A 17,997-nucleotide genomic window follows, 5' to 3' on the forward strand; every position below is an offset into this window, starting at 1 on the left:
GTGACTGCTATAGTAATCACTAATGTCTACTTTTTCGCCGGATTCCTCCCCTCCATGCCTGATGCTATTCCTCTACTGCTGCGTCGCCCCAAATTGTTGGCGTTGGCAGTGCTGACTACTTGCCTGAGCCTTGCAGCGCTGGTTATTTGGCAGCTGGAGCAAAACCAGCGCCATGCGATGCGTGCCGATGTGGAAAATATCGCCCAAAATCATGCGTTTTTAGTGCGTGATAGCCTGGATCAGGCGCTCACGCTCAATTATTCCCTCGCTGCCATGATCCGTCTCGGTCAAGGCGCGACCAATCGTTTTGACGATGTAGCGCGCGAGTTGCTGCCCTATTTCGAAAGTGTTTCCCATATCAGCCTGTCGCCTGATGGCATCATCAGCAAGGTTTATCCACTGGAAGGCAATGAAAAATCCATCGGTTTTAACCAGCTTGAAGATTCTGCCCAGAATAAAGAGGCCATTCGCGCGCGCGATACTGGCAAATTGACCTTGGCAGGACCGGTGCAACTGGTGCAAGGCGGTGTCGGTGCTGTGGCGCGTTTACCGGTATTTTTGGATAGCCAGGGTGAACAGCATTTCTGGGGCTTTACCAATGTGATTATCCGTATCAATCGCCTGCTCGAGACCGCCAACCTCAGCCAATTGGCCGAGCAAGGCATGGCCTACAAACTCTGGCGCCATAACCCGGATACCGGTGAAGAAGAAATTATCGCCGCGAATGTCCCGGAATATTTAGACGATCCGGTGCACAAATCGTTTGATGTTCCCAATGGCAGTTGGACGCTCAGCGTAACGCCTATCCGCGGATGGATTGGCGGTTGGCGGTTGGCGAGTGAAATCCTGATCGCCCTGCTGTTCAGTATGTTACTCGCCTACCAAAGCTGGTTGATGGTGCGTTTACAACGTCGTCGCTTGACCTTGCAGGATGCTGTCGCTGAGCAGACGCGCGAGTTGCTCAATGCGCGCGCGCAACTGCAAGCAACCCTCGATGCTATTCCCGATTTATTATTTGATATTGATGCAAACGGGATTATCCACAATTACCACACCAACCAACCCGAGTTGCTTACCATTGCGCCGGAAAAGTTTTTGGGTAAAAGTTTCCATCAATTTTTACCTCCGCATGCCTGTACGGTTGTTCACGCAGCCATTGATGAAGCGATGGAAAAAGATGTGTCATCCGGCAAAAGCTATTCGATCAATTTGCCGCGCGGTCATGCGACTTTTGAAATTTCGGTATCGCGCAAGGCCGATGACCAAAACGGCGTCGCCCGCTTTGTGGTGTTAAGCCGCGACATCACCCAGCGCCGCGCGGCGGAAGAAGAATTGCGCGTGGCAGCGACAGCATTTGAAGCGCGCGAAGGCATGATGATTACCGACCCGGATGGCATTATTGTGCGCGTCAATAAAGCGTTCACTGAAATCACCGGTTACGAGGCCAATGAAGTTATCGGAAAAAATCCGCGCCTGCTGAGTTCCGGTTATCACAATGCCGAGTTCTACCATCAAATGTGGGACGCGATTATTGAAAAAGGAAATTGGAAAGGCGAAGTATGGAATCGTCGCCGCACCGGTGAGATTTATCCCGAATGGCTCACGATTACCGCGGTAAAAAACCAGGAGGGAAAGATCACCCAATATGTCTCTACCCTGGCAGATATCAGCGAGCGCAAAGAAAGTGAAGAGCGCATAAACAAGCTTGCGTTTTTTGATCCACTGACGCAATTGCCCAATCGCCGATTGCTACAAGAACGGTTGGAACAAGCGATCGCCAGCAGCCATCGCCAACGCACGCTCGGCGCATTATTGTTTATTGATCTGGATGATTTCAAAACGCTCAACGATAACCGCGGCCATCACATTGGCGATTTATTATTGATCGCCGTTGCTGACCGCTTGCGCAGCGCTGTGCGCAAACAGGATACAGTCGCGCGCCTCGGTGGCGATGAATTTTTAGTGGTATTGGAGGGGCTTGGGCAAGTGCATGATGATGCGGCCGCCCAAGCGCAACACGTCGCCGAAAAAATTCTTCTCAGTTTAAATAATCCTTACGCGCTCGAAGGCCAGGATTATTTTAATTCGCCGAGCATCGGCATTTGTTTGTTCGGCGACCAACCGGCGCAAATTGATGAATTGCTAAAACAAGCCGACCAAGCGATGTACCATGCAAAAGCCGCCGGGCGTAATACCCTGCGCTTTTTTGATCCGGAAATGCAGGCAGTCACTGCCCAGCGATTTGCAATGCAAAATGAAATTCGCGAAGCATTGCATCAGCACCAATTCCAACTCTATTACCAGCCGCAAGTGGATCACACCGGAAAAATTGTCGGCGCTGAAGCATTGATTCGCTGGTTACATCCGCAACGCGGTATGGTGCCCCCGTTAGATTTCATTCCGCTTGCCGAAGAATCCGGTTTGATTTTAGCGATGGGCAATTGGATTTTCGCCACTGCCTGCGCGCAATTGGTTGTGTGGAGTAAATCCGCTGTCACCGCCGATATTATTCTCTCAGTCAATGTCAGCGCGCGCCAATTCCAACACCCGGATTTCGTTGCACAACTGCTGCTGATTATTCACGGCAGCGGCATCGATCCGCATAAGCTCAAACTGGAATTAACCGAGAGTATGCTGGTTGCCAACCCGCAAGACATCATCACCAAAATGGATGCACTAAAAACCCACGGTATTAAATTTTCGCTCGACGATTTCGGCACCGGCTATTCATCGCTCTCCTACTTAAAACGCCTGCCGATCAGCGAACTGAAAATCGATAAATCCTTTGTCAATGACATATTGATCGACCCTAACGATGCCGCCATCGCGCGCATGATTATCCGCCTCGCCCAGAGTATGGAGCTGACAGTTATCGCTGAAGGTGTGGAGACAAAAGAACAGCGCGATTGGTTGGAGAGCGAGGGCTGTTATAAATATCAGGGCTATTATTTTGGTCGACCAGTTGCCGTCGATCATTTCAAAACTGAATTCCATTAGCTGTCGCAAAGAAATATATTGCTCAACGTGTTTCCTTTGCGCCCGTAACCGGATGATCAATCCCTTCTTCAATCGGGACGACAGCAAGATCGAGGTTCGACAAGAGCGCACCGCAGGTCAATGGCAAACTGGCAGGGCGGGTAAATTTAATTGCCATTCCTGGAAACATTTAATGGAAAAAGAGAGCTAATTGGTTAAAATCTTTTTTTGGCTACTGAGGCAATTCGCGGTTCCAAATATTGAAAACATTTCACTCGTCAAGAAAATCACCGAAGCGCTGGTAATTCTTTAACGATTAAAACTGTATCCAGCATTCATCTCACTGCGGATAAGACCATGCCGAACTACCACATCATCATTCCCTCACCTGTTGGCCAACTAACCTTGATTGCGAGTGACAGAGGCCTGGCGGCGGTTTTATGGGAAAACGAAGATCCAAAAAGAGTAGGTATCGACAAAGGTGAAAACAATGATGATTTCCCGTTGCTGCTAACAACCGCGCAGCAACTGAAAGAATATTTTAACGGGACGAGAAAAGTATTTGAGTTGCCGCTGGATTTTTACGGCACCGATTTCCAGCAACAAGTGTGGCAAGCCCTGCTTACTATTCCCTATGGGGAGACCCGAAGTTACTTGCAAATCGCACAACACATTAATAATGAAAAATCCGTACGCGCCGTCGGGGCCGCTAATGGTAAAAACCCTATTTCCATTATTGCACCTTGCCATCGCGTGATAGGTTCATCCGGCAAGCTGACGGGTTTTGCAGGTGGCTTGGAAGCTAAAGCATTTTTATTGCAGTTGGAGTCACCCGTGCAACAATCCGATTTATGGGGCGATGTGCGCTGAGCCTTTTAATAACAGCTGCGGCATTAACTTATCACCCAAGCCACCTGGCTTGATGACGATATACGTTTTTCCCACTATCGTGATAAGGATCAAGTTGAAGTTGATCTGGTCATTGAGCAGGGCAAAAAAATATGGGGCGTGGAAGTTAAAAAAGCCACAAGTATTCAAGCAAAAGATGGTGCAGGCCTTAACCGTCTTGCCGATCAGGCAGGCGCACAATTCCAAGCCGGAATTGTGTTATATGGCGGTAACAATACCCTCCCGCTTGCGCAGAAAAATTGTTTTGCAATACCTATGAGCGCACTGTGGGAATAAACTATTGCAATTACAGCGTGATGAAGTGTTATTGCAATAAGTGTTTAAAGAAATTTAAAAAAACCCGGCATATATGTGCCGGGTTTTTTTTGCATTAATTTTTGCAGGTAACTCTGAGCCACGCCCACCACGCGCCGGAGCCAAGTACGCCGCTGTTATAACCGCAGGCACCACAGAAGGCATTCACCTCGTTAGTCGGGAAAGCACGGTTGTCGCCGATAGAATGGGGATTGTTATTGACATACACATCGCCATAAAGTTTGCCGGCATTAGGTCCGCAAGATTGAGGTGGTTCAGTGTCTGGAACATATTTCAAAATAGTTGGATCGCACACATAACCACTATAGGTATAACCACTTTGCGGGGATACAGTACATTGGCCCGCGTAGGCATCAACACCGACTACCTTGGTCGCTGCGAGCACACCGTTGTCGTAACAAACATAATTAAAATATGCACCCCAGGCTCCTCCGTGGATGTAAGTTAATTGCCAATTACAACTCAAGGGAACGGTCGCGGCATGGGTGTTGATAGAGACTGCAGCCAGGACAAAAAAAACAAAGGTCGCACCGATTTTTTTAAAAGTTTTCATACAAACTCCTGTTGAATTGAAAAGTTATTGTGGTGTGAATTCACAATAGTCATCCTGCTATTGCATTCACGGCAATAGAGTTCCACTGCCAGACTGATATGACTCAGCAAAAAACTCCTGTTAATGACAATTTGAAGTAGAAAATAAAAAATAAAAAAACAGACACGCTCGCCCCCGAAAAAGCAGGAGCGAAAGAGATGAATACACTAGTGGTGTAGTAGAGTGGTTAAAAAGCGGGAATCCTTTCTGCACATTATATGTTGATAGAGAGTGTAGAGGATTTTTTGTGGCAAATCGGCTTTTTTATTTGAATTGAAAGTTTTAGGATAAAAAAATTAAATAAAAACGAAAACAGATGCGCCAAAATAATATTTGTCGCATTTAAATTTATTGTTTCGAATTGAATAATCAAAGAAGTTTTCTAGCGGTGCTGTTTTTTACAGACCATCAAATTCAAACAAACTTTTTGCAGGTACATTCAGGGCGAGGATAATTTTTTCCAGGTTGTCAAAACTCGGTCCATGAATTCCGCGCTCAATATTACTGATGGATTCAATGCTCAATCCCACCTGTTCGGCTAACTCCTCCTGGGTTATTTTCCTGGCTTGGCGCAGTTGCTGTACACGTTTGCCAAACTGTTTTTTAAGCTGCACGAGGGCACCTATTTGAAGGTGAAGGGAGGCAGGTATCTTATTGAAGTTGAACTTCGGCTTTAACGAAGCTAGACTTCGGGTGTGATCAATAGGTGATCGATATCAGCCATTGAAATAGGACGAAACGGAGGAATTATGAAAAAGGCGGACAATGCGGAACTGAATCTGGATTTTCTAAGTAATTATGCGCTGGAAGATGAAATCTATTTACAACTGGACAAACTGCAAGCCTTGACCGCATTACAAACGTTGATGAATTCAACGGAAGACCCGGGCGTCCCCAGAAAATATCATCAGCACTATTCCGCAGTAGTGGAGGAGCAATTGCTACAATTGCGCGGTTTACTCAATCAGTTATTTGATTAATATTGTAAAAGTACAAACGTAAAAAAGTTGCATCTGTGCAGATGCAACTGAAGGTTACTTTAGAGACATAACTTTTTTGAAAAGGAAAAAATAATCACCCGGATCACATCAACTTATCATCCATCAGGGCGTACTTTATAGAGTTGTTGTTTGAACGCTGTTGTATGTTCCCGGAGCTGACTGACAAACATATCAACACCATGTTTTCCGGCCTGCTCCAACGGGTTTTCCCGTCGGCTCAAGCAAATGAGTAATTCGCATAACAAGGCGCATTGACCTTCCAGATTGACAAAGTCATCACACAATCTGATCCACTGCTCACTGGTGCGTTGTTCGCTGTCATTTACCTTGTTTAACAACCCTTCCAAAGGGGTTTGCAAATCATCAGGCTCCATTGTAGGTAGACCCCCTGAGGCAATATCACACGTATAACGCGTGTCCCGATTACCTAATGCTATCCATAACTACTCAAATGCTGTCTATAAGCGTGTTTATTCTTACATTTTAATATATTTATGTTGATGAATGGATGCTAGTCGATAATTACCATAGCTGTCAACCGTGTGAATCAAGCCGATTCACCTGTATTCGGATGACTTCCATGGCAAAACCTGCCGTCACAGAACTGGATCGCCAAATCGGGCAGCGCCTTAAAAAACTCCGTATGCAGGCGGATGTCAGCGCCGTTGCCCTGGCAGAAGCCATAGGTTCTACCCAGCAACAAGTTTCCCGTTATGAAAATGGTGAAAACAAACTCAGCGCCTCCCAACTTTACTTGCTCTCCCAATGTCTGGGTGTACCTATCTCCTGGTTTTTCCTGGAGTGCACTCCGGAGCACCCAGTTCCCCTGTTAGTAAAAGAACCCACCTCACACTATTTGCGCCACATCATCGAAGAAGAAATCCATTCACTGCAAAACTTCTGGCCGCGCCTTGCCCAAGACCAGCGCACGGCTATGTTGAGACTGCTGGATTCATTTTTGAAATAACCAACTCGCAGCATGGCGGGTGTTTGGCAGGCAGGTGGCGTCACTCAATCAACAACTCTAAAGTATGGCGCGCTTGTGCAGTAGCCCGTATGGAGCCTAGCGACATACGGGAGCTTTTGATGTTGATCTTGAATGTTATTTTAATACTCCAAAAAAACCAACCCCGCATTCCGCTAGGCTCCATGCGGGCTACACCATATACCGTTTAAACAACTGATTTAACCGCTCAATATCCCGCTCGGTATCCACCTCAACAGGTTTATGTTCCTCGTAATGCTCCAGCATGCTTTCAATAAATTGGTTAAGCACCGGAATCGCAGGCGCTAACTCCTTTTCCATGCTTTGCTTTTTACGCTCTAATAGCAATTCAATTTCTTGATTCACCTGTGGGAAAGCGGTTAATAATTCACGCAGTCGGTGAAATTCAATTGGCGCTGGTGTTTGGCATTTTTCCAACCACATGATGGAAAGCAGTGGGCGCAATACATAAAAATATTTTTTGAGCGGAACAATATCTTCTTTAAGATAACCGCAATAATTCGTTTTGGCCATGCTGCGATAGTGATAAATCCCCTTCACTGGTGAATAAATCTGGGGCAACAAAGCGCGTGCCGCAGGCGCAAATAAACCATCATCGACATACACAATAGGCGATTGCAGCCACTCCACAATACCGGGGTTTGATCGCCATAAAAGCGTTAACGCCTTGCGAATATCCCAGCCATTAATATCGATCTCATCCACAATCGGATATTCAATCACATCGCGCTTGTCTTCCAGGTCAATCGCCAAATACCAATCGCGCGGATGCACATAAATAAACCGCACATCGTAATCACTATTCGGTGATGCAAACCCCCATGCGCGGCTGCCTGACTCAATCGCGTACAACACTTTTACGTTGTGCTCTTGTTCAGCGGCTTTGATACGTTTCAGGATTTCGGTGTGGATATGGTCGGGGATCATAGCATTAGACACAACTCAAATAGGCAATTAGTCGATTAAATAATAGGCAACTGGACGCTAGCTAAATAGGCAATTGGACGATAATATAAGACTATCCTTGCAACCCTTATCAGTCCTTTACTCTCATGCCAACAACTTATCCCCGGTTGATCTCCGCCAAACTAGCCGAAATACTCAGCGATACACCAGTAGTGTGCCTGCTTGGCCCGCGTCAGGTGGGTAAAACTACCTTGGCCCGTCAATATTGTCCGGGATATAGCTATATTAATTTTGACGATTCCAGCCTGCTCAACATTGCCAGACAAGATCCATCAGGGTTCATCCAGGGCTTGGCGGAATACGTCATTCTCGATGAAGTGCAACGCGTTCCCGAACTCTTGCCTGCCATCAAAGCGTCCGTAGATGCCAATCGCAAACCGGGCCGCTTTCTGCTCACCGGCTCAGCCAACCTATTGCTACTTCCCGGCGTACAGGAATCATTGGCGGGGCGAATGGAGGTGGTTAACTTATTACCGCTTGCCGAACAGGAAATACAAGGTGGATCGCATTCACTGTTGCAGCGGTTGCTTGCAGGCGACATAACGGCAGCTATTCATGGCGAGCAGCAAGCCGTTCAGGGAATCGGTGATATTGTCTGTCGCGGCGGATTTCCTGAACCTATGACACGCACGCCCAACCGCGCAAGGCAATGGCATCGTCAATACATCAACGCCATTATCCAGCGCGATGTAAAAGATATAGCTGCCATTCGCGATGAGGCGGAAATGTTGCGGTTATTTGAAATGCTTGCCTATCGCACCGCGAATCTGGTCAATATCACCAGTCTGGCGAATGAATTACAAATGCGCCGCGAAACAGTAGAAAAATACATCACCATACTGGAACGTTTGTATTTAATTCGCCGCTTACCCGCGTGGCATAAAAATGAAACCAATCGTTTGATCAAAACACCCAAAATCCATTTGGTAGATTCAGGTCTCACCGCCACCTTCTGCAATTTACATGCGAGTAACTGGAATAATTTCAGCACCGATTTTGGCGCACTGTTGGAAACCTTTGTTGTGCAACAACTTACCACCCAGGCGACCTGGTTGGATGATGGCCTACGCTTTTCCCACTACCGTGATAAGGATCAAGTTGAGGTGGATATAGTCATTGAGCAGGGCAAAAAAATATGGGGCGTAGAAGTTAAAAAAGCAGCCAGTATCCAGCCTAAAGACGGTGCAGGCCTTAACCGGCTTGCCGCGTTGGCGGGGCCACAATTTCAGGGCGGGATTTTGTTATACGGCGGTAACAACACTTTACCGCTCGCCATAAAAAATTGTTTTGCGGTGCCTATCGATGCCTTGTGGAAATAACCGGCATATTTTCCAAACCCCTTATGTTTACTGGTGTGGCGGGCAATTGGCAGGTTGGTGGCGTCACGTAATTAACAACTCTTCAGGTAATTTACTCCACATCAAATCACTTGGATAAATGTACCTGGAGTAACGAAAGATGGACATGAAAGCAAAATCGTCACTGATTAGAAAATACCGCACCGAGCGTTTGTGGTCACAAGAGCAACTCGCTGAAATCAGCGGCCTCGGCTTGCGCACCATCCAGCGATTGGAAGCGCGCGGCAGCGGCTCGCAAGAATCCATCAAAGCCCTCGCAGCTGTTTTTAACGTAGAAGCCGACACCTTGTTCTGGCGTGATGGTGCTTACCAGACATACAAACATAAACAGTGGGGGTTTGTTATTTTGGCCGTTATGCCGCTGGTTGCGGCATTGGTACTGGTGATCAATGACCTTGTTGTGGCGCTACCGGCAGCGGGCATCGGAATTCTGTTTGGTCTGCTCACGCTGGTGACGGTTGCCTTCAGCTCAATGACAATCGAAGTCAACGAAAGCGAAATCAGTTGGTATTTTGGCCCCGGCCTCTTTAAAAAGAACCTGCCATTGGAAGAAGTTGGCCAATGCCAAAAAGTAAAAAATCCCCTCTGGATGGGATTCGGCATCCACGCCTACGGCACCGGCTGGATCTACAACGTATCCGGCTTGCTGGGAGTTGAAATCGAACTGAAAGGCGGATCATTTATCCGCCTAGGCACTGACGAGCCCAATTACCTGATTCAAGCGATAGAAGATGCAAAAGATAATGTGGAATGAAAAGCTGCGAATAGCGGTATAGATCCCAATAACACACCCATTACAAGCAACTAGAGCGTTCTATATCGCATCAAATACTACTAAAAGGGTGTTATTGGGTGGCCGCATCACCGATGATATAAAACCTATAGTGAACCATCCCCACGCATAGCCAATAATTTATCTCTCAAACTTTCCGCCCGCGCCTTAACCTGCACGGCATTCATATGCAACCCATTCACACTCCACTTATCCATCACCAATTCCGACATCGCCAATGCCGCCACGGCATCACACAGAAATGTGCATTGGCTTTGAAATTCGGTGAAGTCGTCGTAGAGGAGTAATAACTCATTCGTGGGGTTTTGGTTTGGTGGTGATGGCATAAAAGATCCCTCTATGATTAAAGGCGGCGGGCCGGTTTTTGTTGGTTGGTACTTCGGTGGTTGCATTCGGGGCATGGTAGTGCAATGTTTTATTGCAAACAAATTAGTGAGCCCAAATAGCCAGGATGTTGGCTATTTGGGCTCACTTGAATTTATGGAAGGGATTTTAGGGGATTAGGATTTAATCTCGAGAGCATATAATCCTCAATTTCATTTTTAAGCGCCCTTGGACATAATTAAATCACTTCCAGCAACTCTTTAAATTCGGAAGAGTTTACATCCATAGCCTCTATCAAGGCTTCTTTTTTGACAACTAACAACGCTCCATCCTCAAAAACAAAAAAATCCTCGTGGTTTTCAAGTAGAAATTTGGCTAAATGCCTTTGAATTCCAATATTTTGCAATTCAATTACACGCAGGTCATTCGTGCCATACTCTAGAAACTCTCCCCAGTTTTCACCTGCATGTTTATCCCCTAATTTCTCAACCAATATATCGTAATAATTACTGAAATAATTTTTCAGTTTAAATCTAAGAATGTTGTCTACATCAGATATAAGGTTATTGATTACTATATTAATGTGTTTTTGGCTTTTTGGATTAAACGTAATCGATTGATTTTCATCCCAAATCACTTTCGTTTTTTCATGATATTTTATAGAGTCAGAAATCATCCAGCTCAGAGGTTGAGAGTCCATCCAGTTAGCCATAAGTACAGCATAGTATTTTAAAACGTCTCTTGACCCTGATGGGAGCATCGGATTTGTTCCTCCCACCTCCTCTGCTTCCCAAGAATAGAAATCACATAAAAGTTCGAGTTTTTTTAATACAGAATCGTAACGAATATCTGACGATAGTTTTTTGGTGTCCAAATCACTTTTTTGATAAATGCTATTTTGGTATTTAGATTTTATCATTGAATAGGAGGATAGGATTTTTTCTGGGATTAAGATTTCTCTCTTCAATTTTTCTAGAATAGCTTTTGCATTATCATTTTTTATAAGAAAATTTGACCTTAAAGCAGAGTCATCTGATCGAATTTCATGGATCAGTGCGATGTTTGCATAGTGATTCCAAATATTTCTTTCGTTTTCAGAGAATGATTTTTTTGTAAACTCTTGTTCGGTTAGCGCTGCCTCAATATTTTTGTAGAAATTTTTACGGCCAGAAATTAACAACGGTTCTATGGGGCTTATTTCTCTATTTTTGACAACACGTAAGTCTATCTCTGGGTGCTCCCACCTATTCCGCTTATTTTGAATACGAGTACAGATAATATTTCCCGAAAGCTCTCGAGTGAGTCTTCCAGCACGCCCAGCCAAATTCCAAAAATCAATATCCGTGAATTTTGTAAGGCCAATAGCATTGCTAAGTATGAATATATTTTTAGCCGGAAGATTAACGCCTTCTAGTAATGTTGAGGTGCAAAATACAAAGCTTATAACTCTATCAGAAAATAGCTGTTCGACCTTTTCTCGTATTCTTTGGGGAAGACTTCCAAAATGGAAAGCCACGCCCTTTTTAAGGCAATTAATTAGAAAATATTTTTTATGCAGATGTTCCTCAATGACTGATATAACTTCATCAATGCGATCATCTTGTTTATCCGGCAAAGTTTTCGAGAACTCCAATGCATACTCAATGGTGTCGTTCTTTGTATTGCAATATATGATGCTGGCGTCACGCTTATTTAAACGCTTAACCCACGCATAAAAATTATCATTGCTAAAATCAACATCTATATTTTGTTCATCCGCTACATCGGAAAACATTAAACAACGCTTATCCAGAAAATCCAAAAAGTATCTATTCTGAGAAACTGGTGAGCTTTTTACACTTTTTGATTCCTCTGTACTCTTCTCAAAAAGTTGTAGAAAAACTTCTGGGTTAGGGATATTAGGCGACGCAAAATAGAGCTTAATACTCTTTCTCTCGGCCTGTAGAATTGCATGATAATATAGTGGGCTTCTTGTATCATTTTGGGATGTGACTTTTTGTGCCTCATCAATGAATAGATATCCAATTTTAGGATTGCTAAATTCCGCGAGGTACGCTGTTAATCGCTCAGGTGTAAAAATAAAAATAAACTTTTTTTCTTCAGCTTTAAAAGCCTCGGAAACAGTTGGATGGGAAATTATTTTATAGTTCTTTACATCAGAAAATTCCTTTTTTAACTGTAGCAAAGTTTGATTTATCAATGCTCTTGTTGGAACAAGGATAACTATATTTTCATTGCAATTATTCTCCTCTATCAAATGCCTTATAAATTCTTTAATAATGAAAGACTTTCCTAATGATGTTGGCCCTGAGAAGCTGTAATGGTTACTATTCTTTAAGTTTCTAAAAATATCATATTGCTCATCGGTAAAGATTAAGTCTTTGCTCCGAGATTTTTGGTATATTTCCTTAAGACTTTTCTCAAAAACAAGTTCAATCGAGTTATCGTGAGAACCTAGATCATTGTCTTCTAAAAATTTTATCGCAGGGAAATTTCCAAGCTTGACTAATATAGAGTGAGCAAACCTCTTAAATAGGTCATCGTGTTTATAGTCATCAATTAGAAGGCTCACTGCTTTATAAGCTTTATTTTGTGCGTCAAATATTTTTGAGCGCGAAAGAATGTCTGCGAAACGCAATAAATCAACATATTCCTTGGAGCTTAGAACCGTTTTTTTTGAGTTAAAAAAAATTGACGCAGATAACATCTCTGCTTTTATGAATAATTCTCTGAAATATTCCTCTCCAAGTATCTCCTGCGATAGTTTATCAAAAAAACTCATGCTGTAATCTCCTGCTGAATTTTTTTGCGGCTATCTTCTAGGTTTGTAAAAGGCAGTACATATATATAGAAATGGTGACCTAAAAGGTCGTGTTCTTCAATTTTATTTTTTATGTGATCAAAAGATTTCTCAACTTCTGACTTAATTTGTTCTTTAACTTTAAGGCGAAATTCTGAATTGGGAAGGCGCTTATCTTCTGCACTTATAGCTATTTCATAGCCAACAAATATTCCGAACGCATCATCCACCTCAAAATCATTATCCCGCTTTGGTATTATGACAGACCGAATAAAATCTACTTCCTCTTCAGAAAACTCTTCTTTTTCCAAATTATCGCTGACAAGAGATTTTTCATACGGCAAGCCACTCTTCTTATCTCCCTTTGCGTTAATACAATTTTTGAACTCATAAATTGATTTAAAGGCATTAGTTAATGCTGTTGTCAGTGATTTAATTGTCTTGGATTCACCAAAGATAAGTTGATAGTTTCCATTATCTAGCTTTAAAAAATGCACTCCGTCAGCACCATTAACATAATGACCCGTGGATGTTTTTAATTCTAATTTGGAAAGAATTTTAGGCGCGTTTAAATGCGTTTCCAGAAAGCAATATAAAAGAAGTTCGCCCAATTCGCCTTTATTTCTAAGATAATCTAGAAATTTTTCTCTAGCTTTTTTAGACAAACTTCCGGGACGATCAGAATAACGTTCCCTTACCTTTCTTGATAATGAATATTCTATCAAAGGGTCAGTTAAACGATCTGATAGCGAGTTGTAGTCAAATTCATTTGCATTTATTTTCAACGAAAACAAATCTAGCTTATTTTTTTCATACTCATCCAAAACATTCGAACTTATATGATCAAAGCTTTCTAGAAATTCCTTACTTTTAATACTTAGTTCCATGTCTCAACTTCCGGTGATGTATAAAACCAAAGAAATATCTCATGAATATAGCGCAACCTGACTATAGGTTTTTTCTTGCCCTTTTCTGATGGCCTGAAAACCCTATTTGCGACAATAGGAGAATTTTTGATCGAATGAAAAACTCTAAAGCTTTTCAGTGAATGCGACAATATTATCAAGACACTCTTGATAATTTTGCCTTGGAAGCTGCACTCGATCCCCGTCGGGCATGTTGTAGTTAGTCTGCCAATCAAGACGGCACATTGGAATTCCGAGGCTTGACGAAACCTTACCTGCAGTATGAAAATCTTTGACATTACTTACAAATATCTTTTGCCACTCAGCAGAAGAACTTATTGAACCATTAACGGAAGCAAACAATTGTGGCGTCAATTTCCATTGTTCAAAACAGAAATCGATTAATTCATTTCTCACAGAATTGAATGCAGTCGCCACTCCAGCATTTGTTGTGTAATTATTAAAAACAAACTCAAACAATTTTGGTAATTCAAGATCGAACTCGTCCACTTTATTTGAGAAAGTAACTATATCTTCCGCATATTTCTTTAAAGCCGAAGAAGGATACTCACCATACAAAAGCATCAAAATACCTTTAATACCTTCCAGCGAGCTAAAATCCGCCATCATTGGAACGACCAGATAATCCGAAGAAACCAATGCCATCTGGGTATAAATTGAAAAGCTAGGGTTGCAGTCGATAAAAACAGTAAGCGAAGAATAGTGCTCAGATCTGAATTCAAGCTCAGCAAGCCGGCGAATTGCAGTCATGTATTCCTGCCATGCTTTTCGATTTGCTGGATTAATCACAGCATAATTCAAAGCTAAGGATAATGATTCCAAGAACGAGTCACCGGGAATTAAATATAAATTTTCAGGGAGCCCACGATTATGTTTCGATACTTGAACCAAATATGAATCTTTAATGGTGTTGAACCCTGAATTCCCTTTCAAAAGCCAATCCATGAAGCCAACAATATTTCGCCTAGTGCTTTGGGCTTGTATTCGCTGATTAGTTTCATAGCCTCGATGGCCACCGCCCAACAAAAATTGCGAGATATTCGCTTGAGGACATAAATCAATCACCAATACTTGTTCTTGGGGATGATTTTCGGCGTACAGACAGGCTGCGTTTTGGCAAAGAGTCGTTTTTCCGACGCCACCTTTATTATTGTAAAATGCGTAGATTGATGTACTCATTGTCACCTTTCCGTTGTGTTAAAAATGGTGTAAATAATCATATTTTATTTGCTAGTAAATAATAGGCCATAGCAGTAGCTATACATTTAAAATCGAAAATCTTAATGGCAAACTCGGCTCATGGACTAAAACTTAGTAGCGACAAAATAGAAGTGTATTTCTTAGTGCGCCGAACGTCCGCTTTGGGCACAAAGCAGAAGTCAGATAATTATTTTTCCGCATATTCCACCATTCTATCTCGATGCCTACTTAATGCATTTTCATCTGGATAGAATCGACTCGGCATATCTAAGGCTTTTCCTTCGTAATCTAAAAAGTAGTTTTTAACTATTTCATCATTCGATTGTTTCTTTAGTGCTGGAGAAATTATCAATCTAAAACTTTTGTCGAACGAAATTAAATACTGGTCAAATGCTTTGTCATAAAGTGCATTTAAAGCAATGCCATTGCTGGGGAGAGCCCTGCGATTTTCATCTTCAGACCAAGGAATAATATGGCTGGCGACGAGTAATTGCGGAATCGCCAAACCTGAAATCGCGCAGCGATTGTTGTAGCTTTGCAACACAGTCCGGCGGAAGAAATTTTGAACGCGACGCGCTTTTATTTCGCGGATTGTTTCTGTTTCACCGGTAGGAAACTTTGGTTCTTTTATTTCATAAACGGATGTAACAGGTTCTGGGTTGGTAATGCGCGATTCATAAAGCGCTTCGGCTTTTTCGGCGATATCGGTGGAGTTTTGCATAAATGCATTCCACAGTGCGCGATCGGCCTTACTGGTATTGCTCATACCTTTTTGGTGAATGGATGGATCTAAGCTGGCGAAGTTAACGGCTTTTAGGGCAACAGCAGAGGGTGACCGGCTAATGATATTGGCCAGTTGAATAATGTCGGGGTTGGTTTTGTGCAATTTGCCGAACGGAGTGCGGCAATATAAATGCAAGGTGAGCAGCAGCTCGTCCTCTTGCCAATCATTAGCCATGCAGAGTCCCCCAAGGGGCAATAGCTAACATCCAATCGTTATTCATATGTATTTCCTATCCCAGTCCTATGGCGTAAGTTTCTACTATAGCCGAAGATTCGTGAAATACATCCCATTACATGATGGGTTTTTGTAAGCCAAAAGCTATTGCGCTGTATTTAGTAGCTTCCAATCACCTGCCCAAGCTTTTCCAAAAGCGCTTCTTTGGTGTCTGTTCCCGCCTTATCCAACTTCAATTCCCGCCAGCGCACCGCTGGCAGGTTTTGCACTCCGGTTATTCCCAATAAATCCTATTCAGGCTTGCGGTTGTAGAAAGAGCATGAGACTTACCGATCAATCGCCTTGCTTGGTGTTGTCCAAGCGATAAAGTGGCGAATCCTCATATAGTTTCCAAATCGGACAGGAGAAAAAACCACATGGACAATAAACAGGTAAAAGATATGCAATCCCAATTTGATGCCTTGGCTAAACGTGTGCCGGATGAAAATATTGAATTCTGGTTTGCACGGGATTTGCAGGAGCCACTGGGTTATGCCCGTTGGGAGAATTTTTTAGTTGTCATAAGAAAGGCAATAAAGTCATGTGAATCAACAAGTTATGATTCCTCCGATCATTTTCGTGACGTCACGAAAATGATCGAACTTGGTAAGGGGGGATGCGAGAGATTGATGATTTTATGCTCACCCGATATGCCTGTTATTTGATCGCCCAAAACGGCGATCCGCGTAAGGCGCCTATTGCGTTTGCCCAAAGCTATTTCGCAATTCAAACGCGCAAGCAGGAACTTGTTGAAGACCGTATGAGGCTGCAGGCGCGGTTAGATGCACGTGAACGCTTGCGTGAATCGGAAAAAGAGCTTTCACAAAATATTTATGAGCGCGGTGTAGATGATGAGGGCTTTTTCCTTGGGTATGGTGATTTGATGTTTTGTATGAAACTTTCCGCCTTTTATCAGCGTACGTTCTTTGCCTAATATGCTTTACCCCATTTAAAACCCCGACCCCGGCTGTTTCAAAAACTCAATAAAAATAGCCATGCCTCCAAGTGGGGTATGGCTTATCGTTATTAATTTCCTATCTCTCACGCATGACGTTAGTCCTAGCCGAAAAACTGTGAAATAAATCCTATCCTCGCGGAAAATTTGTAAGCCAATCTCCACTATTTTCGGAATGCGAAATGATGGTTAACTGGAGCCTGTATCGCGTTCTTAAATTTCCAATACGGACAGGAGTAAAAACCACATGGACTACACGCAAGTCAAAGATATGCAATCGCGATTCGATAATTTGGTACGGCGGGTACCGGGGGAAAACATTGAATTCTGGTTTGCGCGGGATTTGCAGGAGTTATTGGGATATGACAGTTGGGCAAATTTTTCTATCGCCATGCGGCGCGCGATTAATGCATACGACTTGATCGATTATGGGCCAACAGATCATTTTCGCAGCGTCACGAGAGAGGCCATATTGGACGGCGATATGGAGTGTGATGTTGAGGATTTTATGCTCACTCGCTATGCCTGTTATCTAATTGCCTGGAATAGTGACGCACGCAGAGCGACGATTGTTTTTGCTCAAAGCTATTTTGCAATTCAGACACACAAACAGAAACTGGTTAATGACCGTATGCGTTTGCAGGCGCTGATAGATGCCCGTGCAGGTTTGCGTGAATCGGGGGAGCTATTAACCAACAACTATGAACGGGGTGTGGATGATGCAGGTTTTGCACTGCTGCGCTTACTTGGAGATTCTACAAGTGAGGCGCAGGGCCAGCGCAAAATTCAGCAGGAAAACTTCGCTGATATTAAAAATCTCGCGCGACGGTTGAAAGGTGAGTTGCACGAGCTGGTGAGGGATTTTCTAACTTAACGGGT

Annotated in this window: 21 protein-coding genes; 11 read left to right on the plus strand and 10 right to left on the minus strand. The window is 43.4% G+C overall.

The window, feature by feature from the left end; translation table 11 throughout:
* The first annotated feature begins 54 nt into the window (after positions 1 to 54).
* Complete coding sequence (locus AC1RJL_RS10025; RefSeq protein ID WP_492913501.1) at positions 55 to 2,997, plus strand: bifunctional diguanylate cyclase/phosphodiesterase; 2,943 nt, start codon at positions 55 to 57, stop codon at positions 2,995 to 2,997.
* 22 nt (positions 2,998 to 3,019) lie between these two features.
* On the opposite strand, the gene AC1RJL_RS10030 is transcribed toward AC1RJL_RS10025, so the two are convergent.
* Positions 3,020 to 3,154 (minus strand): hypothetical protein, encoded by a 135-nt coding sequence (locus tag AC1RJL_RS10030; protein WP_492913503.1) that lies wholly within the window; start codon positions 3,152 to 3,154, stop codon positions 3,020 to 3,022.
* Positions 3,155 to 3,333: 179 nt separating this feature from the next.
* Here AC1RJL_RS10030 and AC1RJL_RS10035 point away from each other — a divergent pair, with 179 nt between their 5' ends.
* Together AC1RJL_RS10035 and AC1RJL_RS10040 are read left to right on the plus strand one after the other, a co-directional pair.
* A complete protein-coding gene (locus AC1RJL_RS10035; protein WP_492913505.1) occupies positions 3,334 to 3,846 on the plus strand; it encodes a methylated-DNA--[protein]-cysteine S-methyltransferase in 513 nt (170 codons plus the stop codon).
* Positions 3,847 to 3,876: 30 nt separating this feature from the next.
* On the plus strand, positions 3,877 to 4,161 hold the full coding sequence (locus tag AC1RJL_RS10040) for a DUF4143 domain-containing protein (RefSeq protein WP_492914723.1): 285 nt from the start codon (positions 3,877 to 3,879) through the stop codon (positions 4,159 to 4,161).
* Positions 4,162 to 4,255: 94 nt separating this feature from the next.
* Here the strand turns inward: AC1RJL_RS10040 and AC1RJL_RS10045 are convergent, their stop codons facing one another.
* Positions 4,256 to 4,753, minus strand: coding sequence for a hypothetical protein (locus tag AC1RJL_RS10045; protein WP_492913507.1), 498 nt, complete (start codon positions 4,751 to 4,753; stop codon positions 4,256 to 4,258).
* Between the two features lie 437 nt (positions 4,754 to 5,190).
* Positions 5,191 to 5,406, minus strand: coding sequence for a helix-turn-helix domain-containing protein (locus AC1RJL_RS10050; protein ID WP_492913509.1), 216 nt, complete (start codon positions 5,404 to 5,406; stop codon positions 5,191 to 5,193).
* Positions 5,407 to 5,541: 135 nt separating this feature from the next.
* On the opposite strand from AC1RJL_RS10050, the gene AC1RJL_RS10055 reads away from it, so the two are divergent.
* Entirely contained in the window at positions 5,542 to 5,772 is a 231-nt protein-coding gene (locus AC1RJL_RS10055; protein ID WP_492913511.1) for a hypothetical protein, read from the plus strand.
* Positions 5,773 to 5,888: 116 nt separating this feature from the next.
* Here the strand turns inward: AC1RJL_RS10055 and AC1RJL_RS10060 are convergent, their stop codons facing one another.
* On the minus strand, positions 5,889 to 6,167 hold the full coding sequence (locus tag AC1RJL_RS10060) for a hypothetical protein (RefSeq protein ID WP_492913513.1): 279 nt from the start codon (positions 6,165 to 6,167) through the stop codon (positions 5,889 to 5,891).
* Between the two features lie 206 nt (positions 6,168 to 6,373).
* Between AC1RJL_RS10060 and AC1RJL_RS10065 the strand changes: the two genes are divergently transcribed.
* Positions 6,374 to 6,760: a helix-turn-helix domain-containing protein gene (locus AC1RJL_RS10065; RefSeq protein ID WP_492913515.1), complete on the plus strand. Its 387-nt coding sequence runs from the start codon at positions 6,374 to 6,376 to the stop codon at positions 6,758 to 6,760.
* 189 nt (positions 6,761 to 6,949) lie between these two features.
* Here the strand turns inward: AC1RJL_RS10065 and AC1RJL_RS10070 are convergent, their stop codons facing one another.
* Positions 6,950 to 7,726, minus strand: coding sequence for a nucleotidyltransferase domain-containing protein (locus AC1RJL_RS10070; protein WP_492913517.1), 777 nt, complete (start codon positions 7,724 to 7,726; stop codon positions 6,950 to 6,952).
* A 125-nt stretch (positions 7,727 to 7,851) separates the two neighbouring features.
* Here AC1RJL_RS10070 and AC1RJL_RS10075 point away from each other — a divergent pair, with 125 nt between their 5' ends.
* Complete coding sequence (locus tag AC1RJL_RS10075) at positions 7,852 to 9,084, plus strand: ATP-binding protein (RefSeq protein WP_492913519.1); 1,233 nt, start codon at positions 7,852 to 7,854, stop codon at positions 9,082 to 9,084.
* Between the two features lie 139 nt (positions 9,085 to 9,223).
* Positions 9,224 to 9,877, plus strand: coding sequence for a helix-turn-helix transcriptional regulator (locus tag AC1RJL_RS10080; RefSeq protein WP_492913521.1), 654 nt, complete (start codon positions 9,224 to 9,226; stop codon positions 9,875 to 9,877).
* Between the two features lie 125 nt (positions 9,878 to 10,002).
* Here the strand turns inward: AC1RJL_RS10080 and AC1RJL_RS10085 are convergent, their stop codons facing one another.
* A complete protein-coding gene (locus tag AC1RJL_RS10085) occupies positions 10,003 to 10,242 on the minus strand; it encodes a hypothetical protein (RefSeq protein ID WP_492913523.1) in 240 nt (79 codons plus the stop codon).
* 13 nt (positions 10,243 to 10,255) lie between these two features.
* On the opposite strand from AC1RJL_RS10085, the gene AC1RJL_RS10090 reads away from it, so the two are divergent.
* Positions 10,256 to 10,420: a hypothetical protein gene (locus AC1RJL_RS10090; protein ID WP_492913525.1), complete on the plus strand. Its 165-nt coding sequence runs from the start codon at positions 10,256 to 10,258 to the stop codon at positions 10,418 to 10,420.
* Between the two features lie 58 nt (positions 10,421 to 10,478).
* Here AC1RJL_RS10090 and AC1RJL_RS10095 read toward each other — a convergent pair whose 3' ends face one another.
* The 4 genes from AC1RJL_RS10095 to AC1RJL_RS10110 form a co-directional block, all read right to left on the minus strand.
* Complete coding sequence (locus AC1RJL_RS10095; protein WP_492913527.1) at positions 10,479 to 13,022, minus strand: DEAD/DEAH box helicase; 2,544 nt, start codon at positions 13,020 to 13,022, stop codon at positions 10,479 to 10,481.
* Positions 13,019 to 13,927, minus strand: a complete 909-nt coding sequence (locus AC1RJL_RS10100) for a HamA C-terminal domain-containing protein (RefSeq protein WP_492913529.1) — start codon at positions 13,925 to 13,927, stop codon at positions 13,019 to 13,021. Before AC1RJL_RS10100 ends, AC1RJL_RS10095 begins: the two co-directional genes overlap by 4 nt.
* A gap of 144 nt (positions 13,928 to 14,071) precedes the next feature.
* Complete coding sequence (locus AC1RJL_RS10105) at positions 14,072 to 15,145, minus strand: ParA family protein (RefSeq protein WP_492913531.1); 1,074 nt, start codon at positions 15,143 to 15,145, stop codon at positions 14,072 to 14,074.
* Positions 15,146 to 15,353: 208 nt separating this feature from the next.
* Positions 15,354 to 16,124, minus strand: coding sequence for an HNH endonuclease (locus AC1RJL_RS10110; protein WP_492913533.1), 771 nt, complete (start codon positions 16,122 to 16,124; stop codon positions 15,354 to 15,356).
* A 416-nt stretch (positions 16,125 to 16,540) separates the two neighbouring features.
* Between AC1RJL_RS10110 and AC1RJL_RS10115 the strand changes: the two genes are divergently transcribed.
* The 3 genes from AC1RJL_RS10115 (at position 16,541) to AC1RJL_RS10125 (ending at position 17,992) form a co-directional block, all read left to right on the plus strand.
* Positions 16,541 to 16,828, plus strand: coding sequence for a hypothetical protein (locus AC1RJL_RS10115; RefSeq protein WP_492913535.1), 288 nt, complete (start codon positions 16,541 to 16,543; stop codon positions 16,826 to 16,828).
* Positions 16,780 to 17,097: a hypothetical protein gene (locus tag AC1RJL_RS10120; RefSeq protein ID WP_492913537.1), complete on the plus strand. Its 318-nt coding sequence runs from the start codon at positions 16,780 to 16,782 to the stop codon at positions 17,095 to 17,097. Before AC1RJL_RS10115 ends, AC1RJL_RS10120 begins: the two co-directional genes overlap by 49 nt.
* 268 nt (positions 17,098 to 17,365) lie before the next feature.
* Complete coding sequence (locus AC1RJL_RS10125) at positions 17,366 to 17,992, plus strand: hypothetical protein (protein ID WP_492913539.1); 627 nt, start codon at positions 17,366 to 17,368, stop codon at positions 17,990 to 17,992.
* The last annotated feature ends 5 nt before the right edge of the window (positions 17,993 to 17,997 follow it).

The sequence above is a fragment of the Cellvibrio sp. GW822-FHT04B05 genome (assembly GCF_058800985.1).

Coding starts and splice junctions, on each gene's coding strand:
- AC1RJL_RS10025 (WP_492913501.1), top strand. CDS start 55: ATGCCTGATGCTATTCCTCTACTGCTGCGTCGCCCCAAATTGTTGGCG.
- AC1RJL_RS10030 (WP_492913503.1), bottom strand. CDS start 3,154: ATGGCAATTAAATTTACCCGCCCTGCCAGTTTGCCATTGACCTGCGGT.
- AC1RJL_RS10035 (WP_492913505.1), top strand. CDS start 3,334: ATGCCGAACTACCACATCATCATTCCCTCACCTGTTGGCCAACTAACC.
- AC1RJL_RS10045 (WP_492913507.1), bottom strand. CDS start 4,753: ATGAAAACTTTTAAAAAAATCGGTGCGACCTTTGTTTTTTTTGTCCTG.
- AC1RJL_RS10055 (WP_492913511.1), top strand. CDS start 5,542: ATGAAAAAGGCGGACAATGCGGAACTGAATCTGGATTTTCTAAGTAAT.
- AC1RJL_RS10060 (WP_492913513.1), bottom strand. CDS start 6,167: ATGGAGCCTGATGATTTGCAAACCCCTTTGGAAGGGTTGTTAAACAAG.
- AC1RJL_RS10065 (WP_492913515.1), top strand. CDS start 6,374: ATGGCAAAACCTGCCGTCACAGAACTGGATCGCCAAATCGGGCAGCGC.
- AC1RJL_RS10070 (WP_492913517.1), bottom strand. CDS start 7,726: ATGATCCCCGACCATATCCACACCGAAATCCTGAAACGTATCAAAGCC.
- AC1RJL_RS10075 (WP_492913519.1), top strand. CDS start 7,852: ATGCCAACAACTTATCCCCGGTTGATCTCCGCCAAACTAGCCGAAATA.
- AC1RJL_RS10080 (WP_492913521.1), top strand. CDS start 9,224: ATGGACATGAAAGCAAAATCGTCACTGATTAGAAAATACCGCACCGAG.
- AC1RJL_RS10085 (WP_492913523.1), bottom strand. CDS start 10,242: ATGCCATCACCACCAAACCAAAACCCCACGAATGAGTTATTACTCCTC.
- AC1RJL_RS10090 (WP_492913525.1), top strand. CDS start 10,256: ATGATTAAAGGCGGCGGGCCGGTTTTTGTTGGTTGGTACTTCGGTGGT.
- AC1RJL_RS10095 (WP_492913527.1), bottom strand. CDS start 13,022: ATGAGTTTTTTTGATAAACTATCGCAGGAGATACTTGGAGAGGAATAT.
- AC1RJL_RS10100 (WP_492913529.1), bottom strand. CDS start 13,927: ATGGAACTAAGTATTAAAAGTAAGGAATTTCTAGAAAGCTTTGATCAT.
- AC1RJL_RS10105 (WP_492913531.1), bottom strand. CDS start 15,145: ATGAGTACATCAATCTACGCATTTTACAATAATAAAGGTGGCGTCGGA.
- AC1RJL_RS10110 (WP_492913533.1), bottom strand. CDS start 16,124: ATGGCTAATGATTGGCAAGAGGACGAGCTGCTGCTCACCTTGCATTTA.
- AC1RJL_RS10115 (WP_492913535.1), top strand. CDS start 16,541: ATGGACAATAAACAGGTAAAAGATATGCAATCCCAATTTGATGCCTTG.
- AC1RJL_RS10120 (WP_492913537.1), top strand. CDS start 16,780: ATGCGAGAGATTGATGATTTTATGCTCACCCGATATGCCTGTTATTTG.
- AC1RJL_RS10125 (WP_492913539.1), top strand. CDS start 17,366: ATGGACTACACGCAAGTCAAAGATATGCAATCGCGATTCGATAATTTG.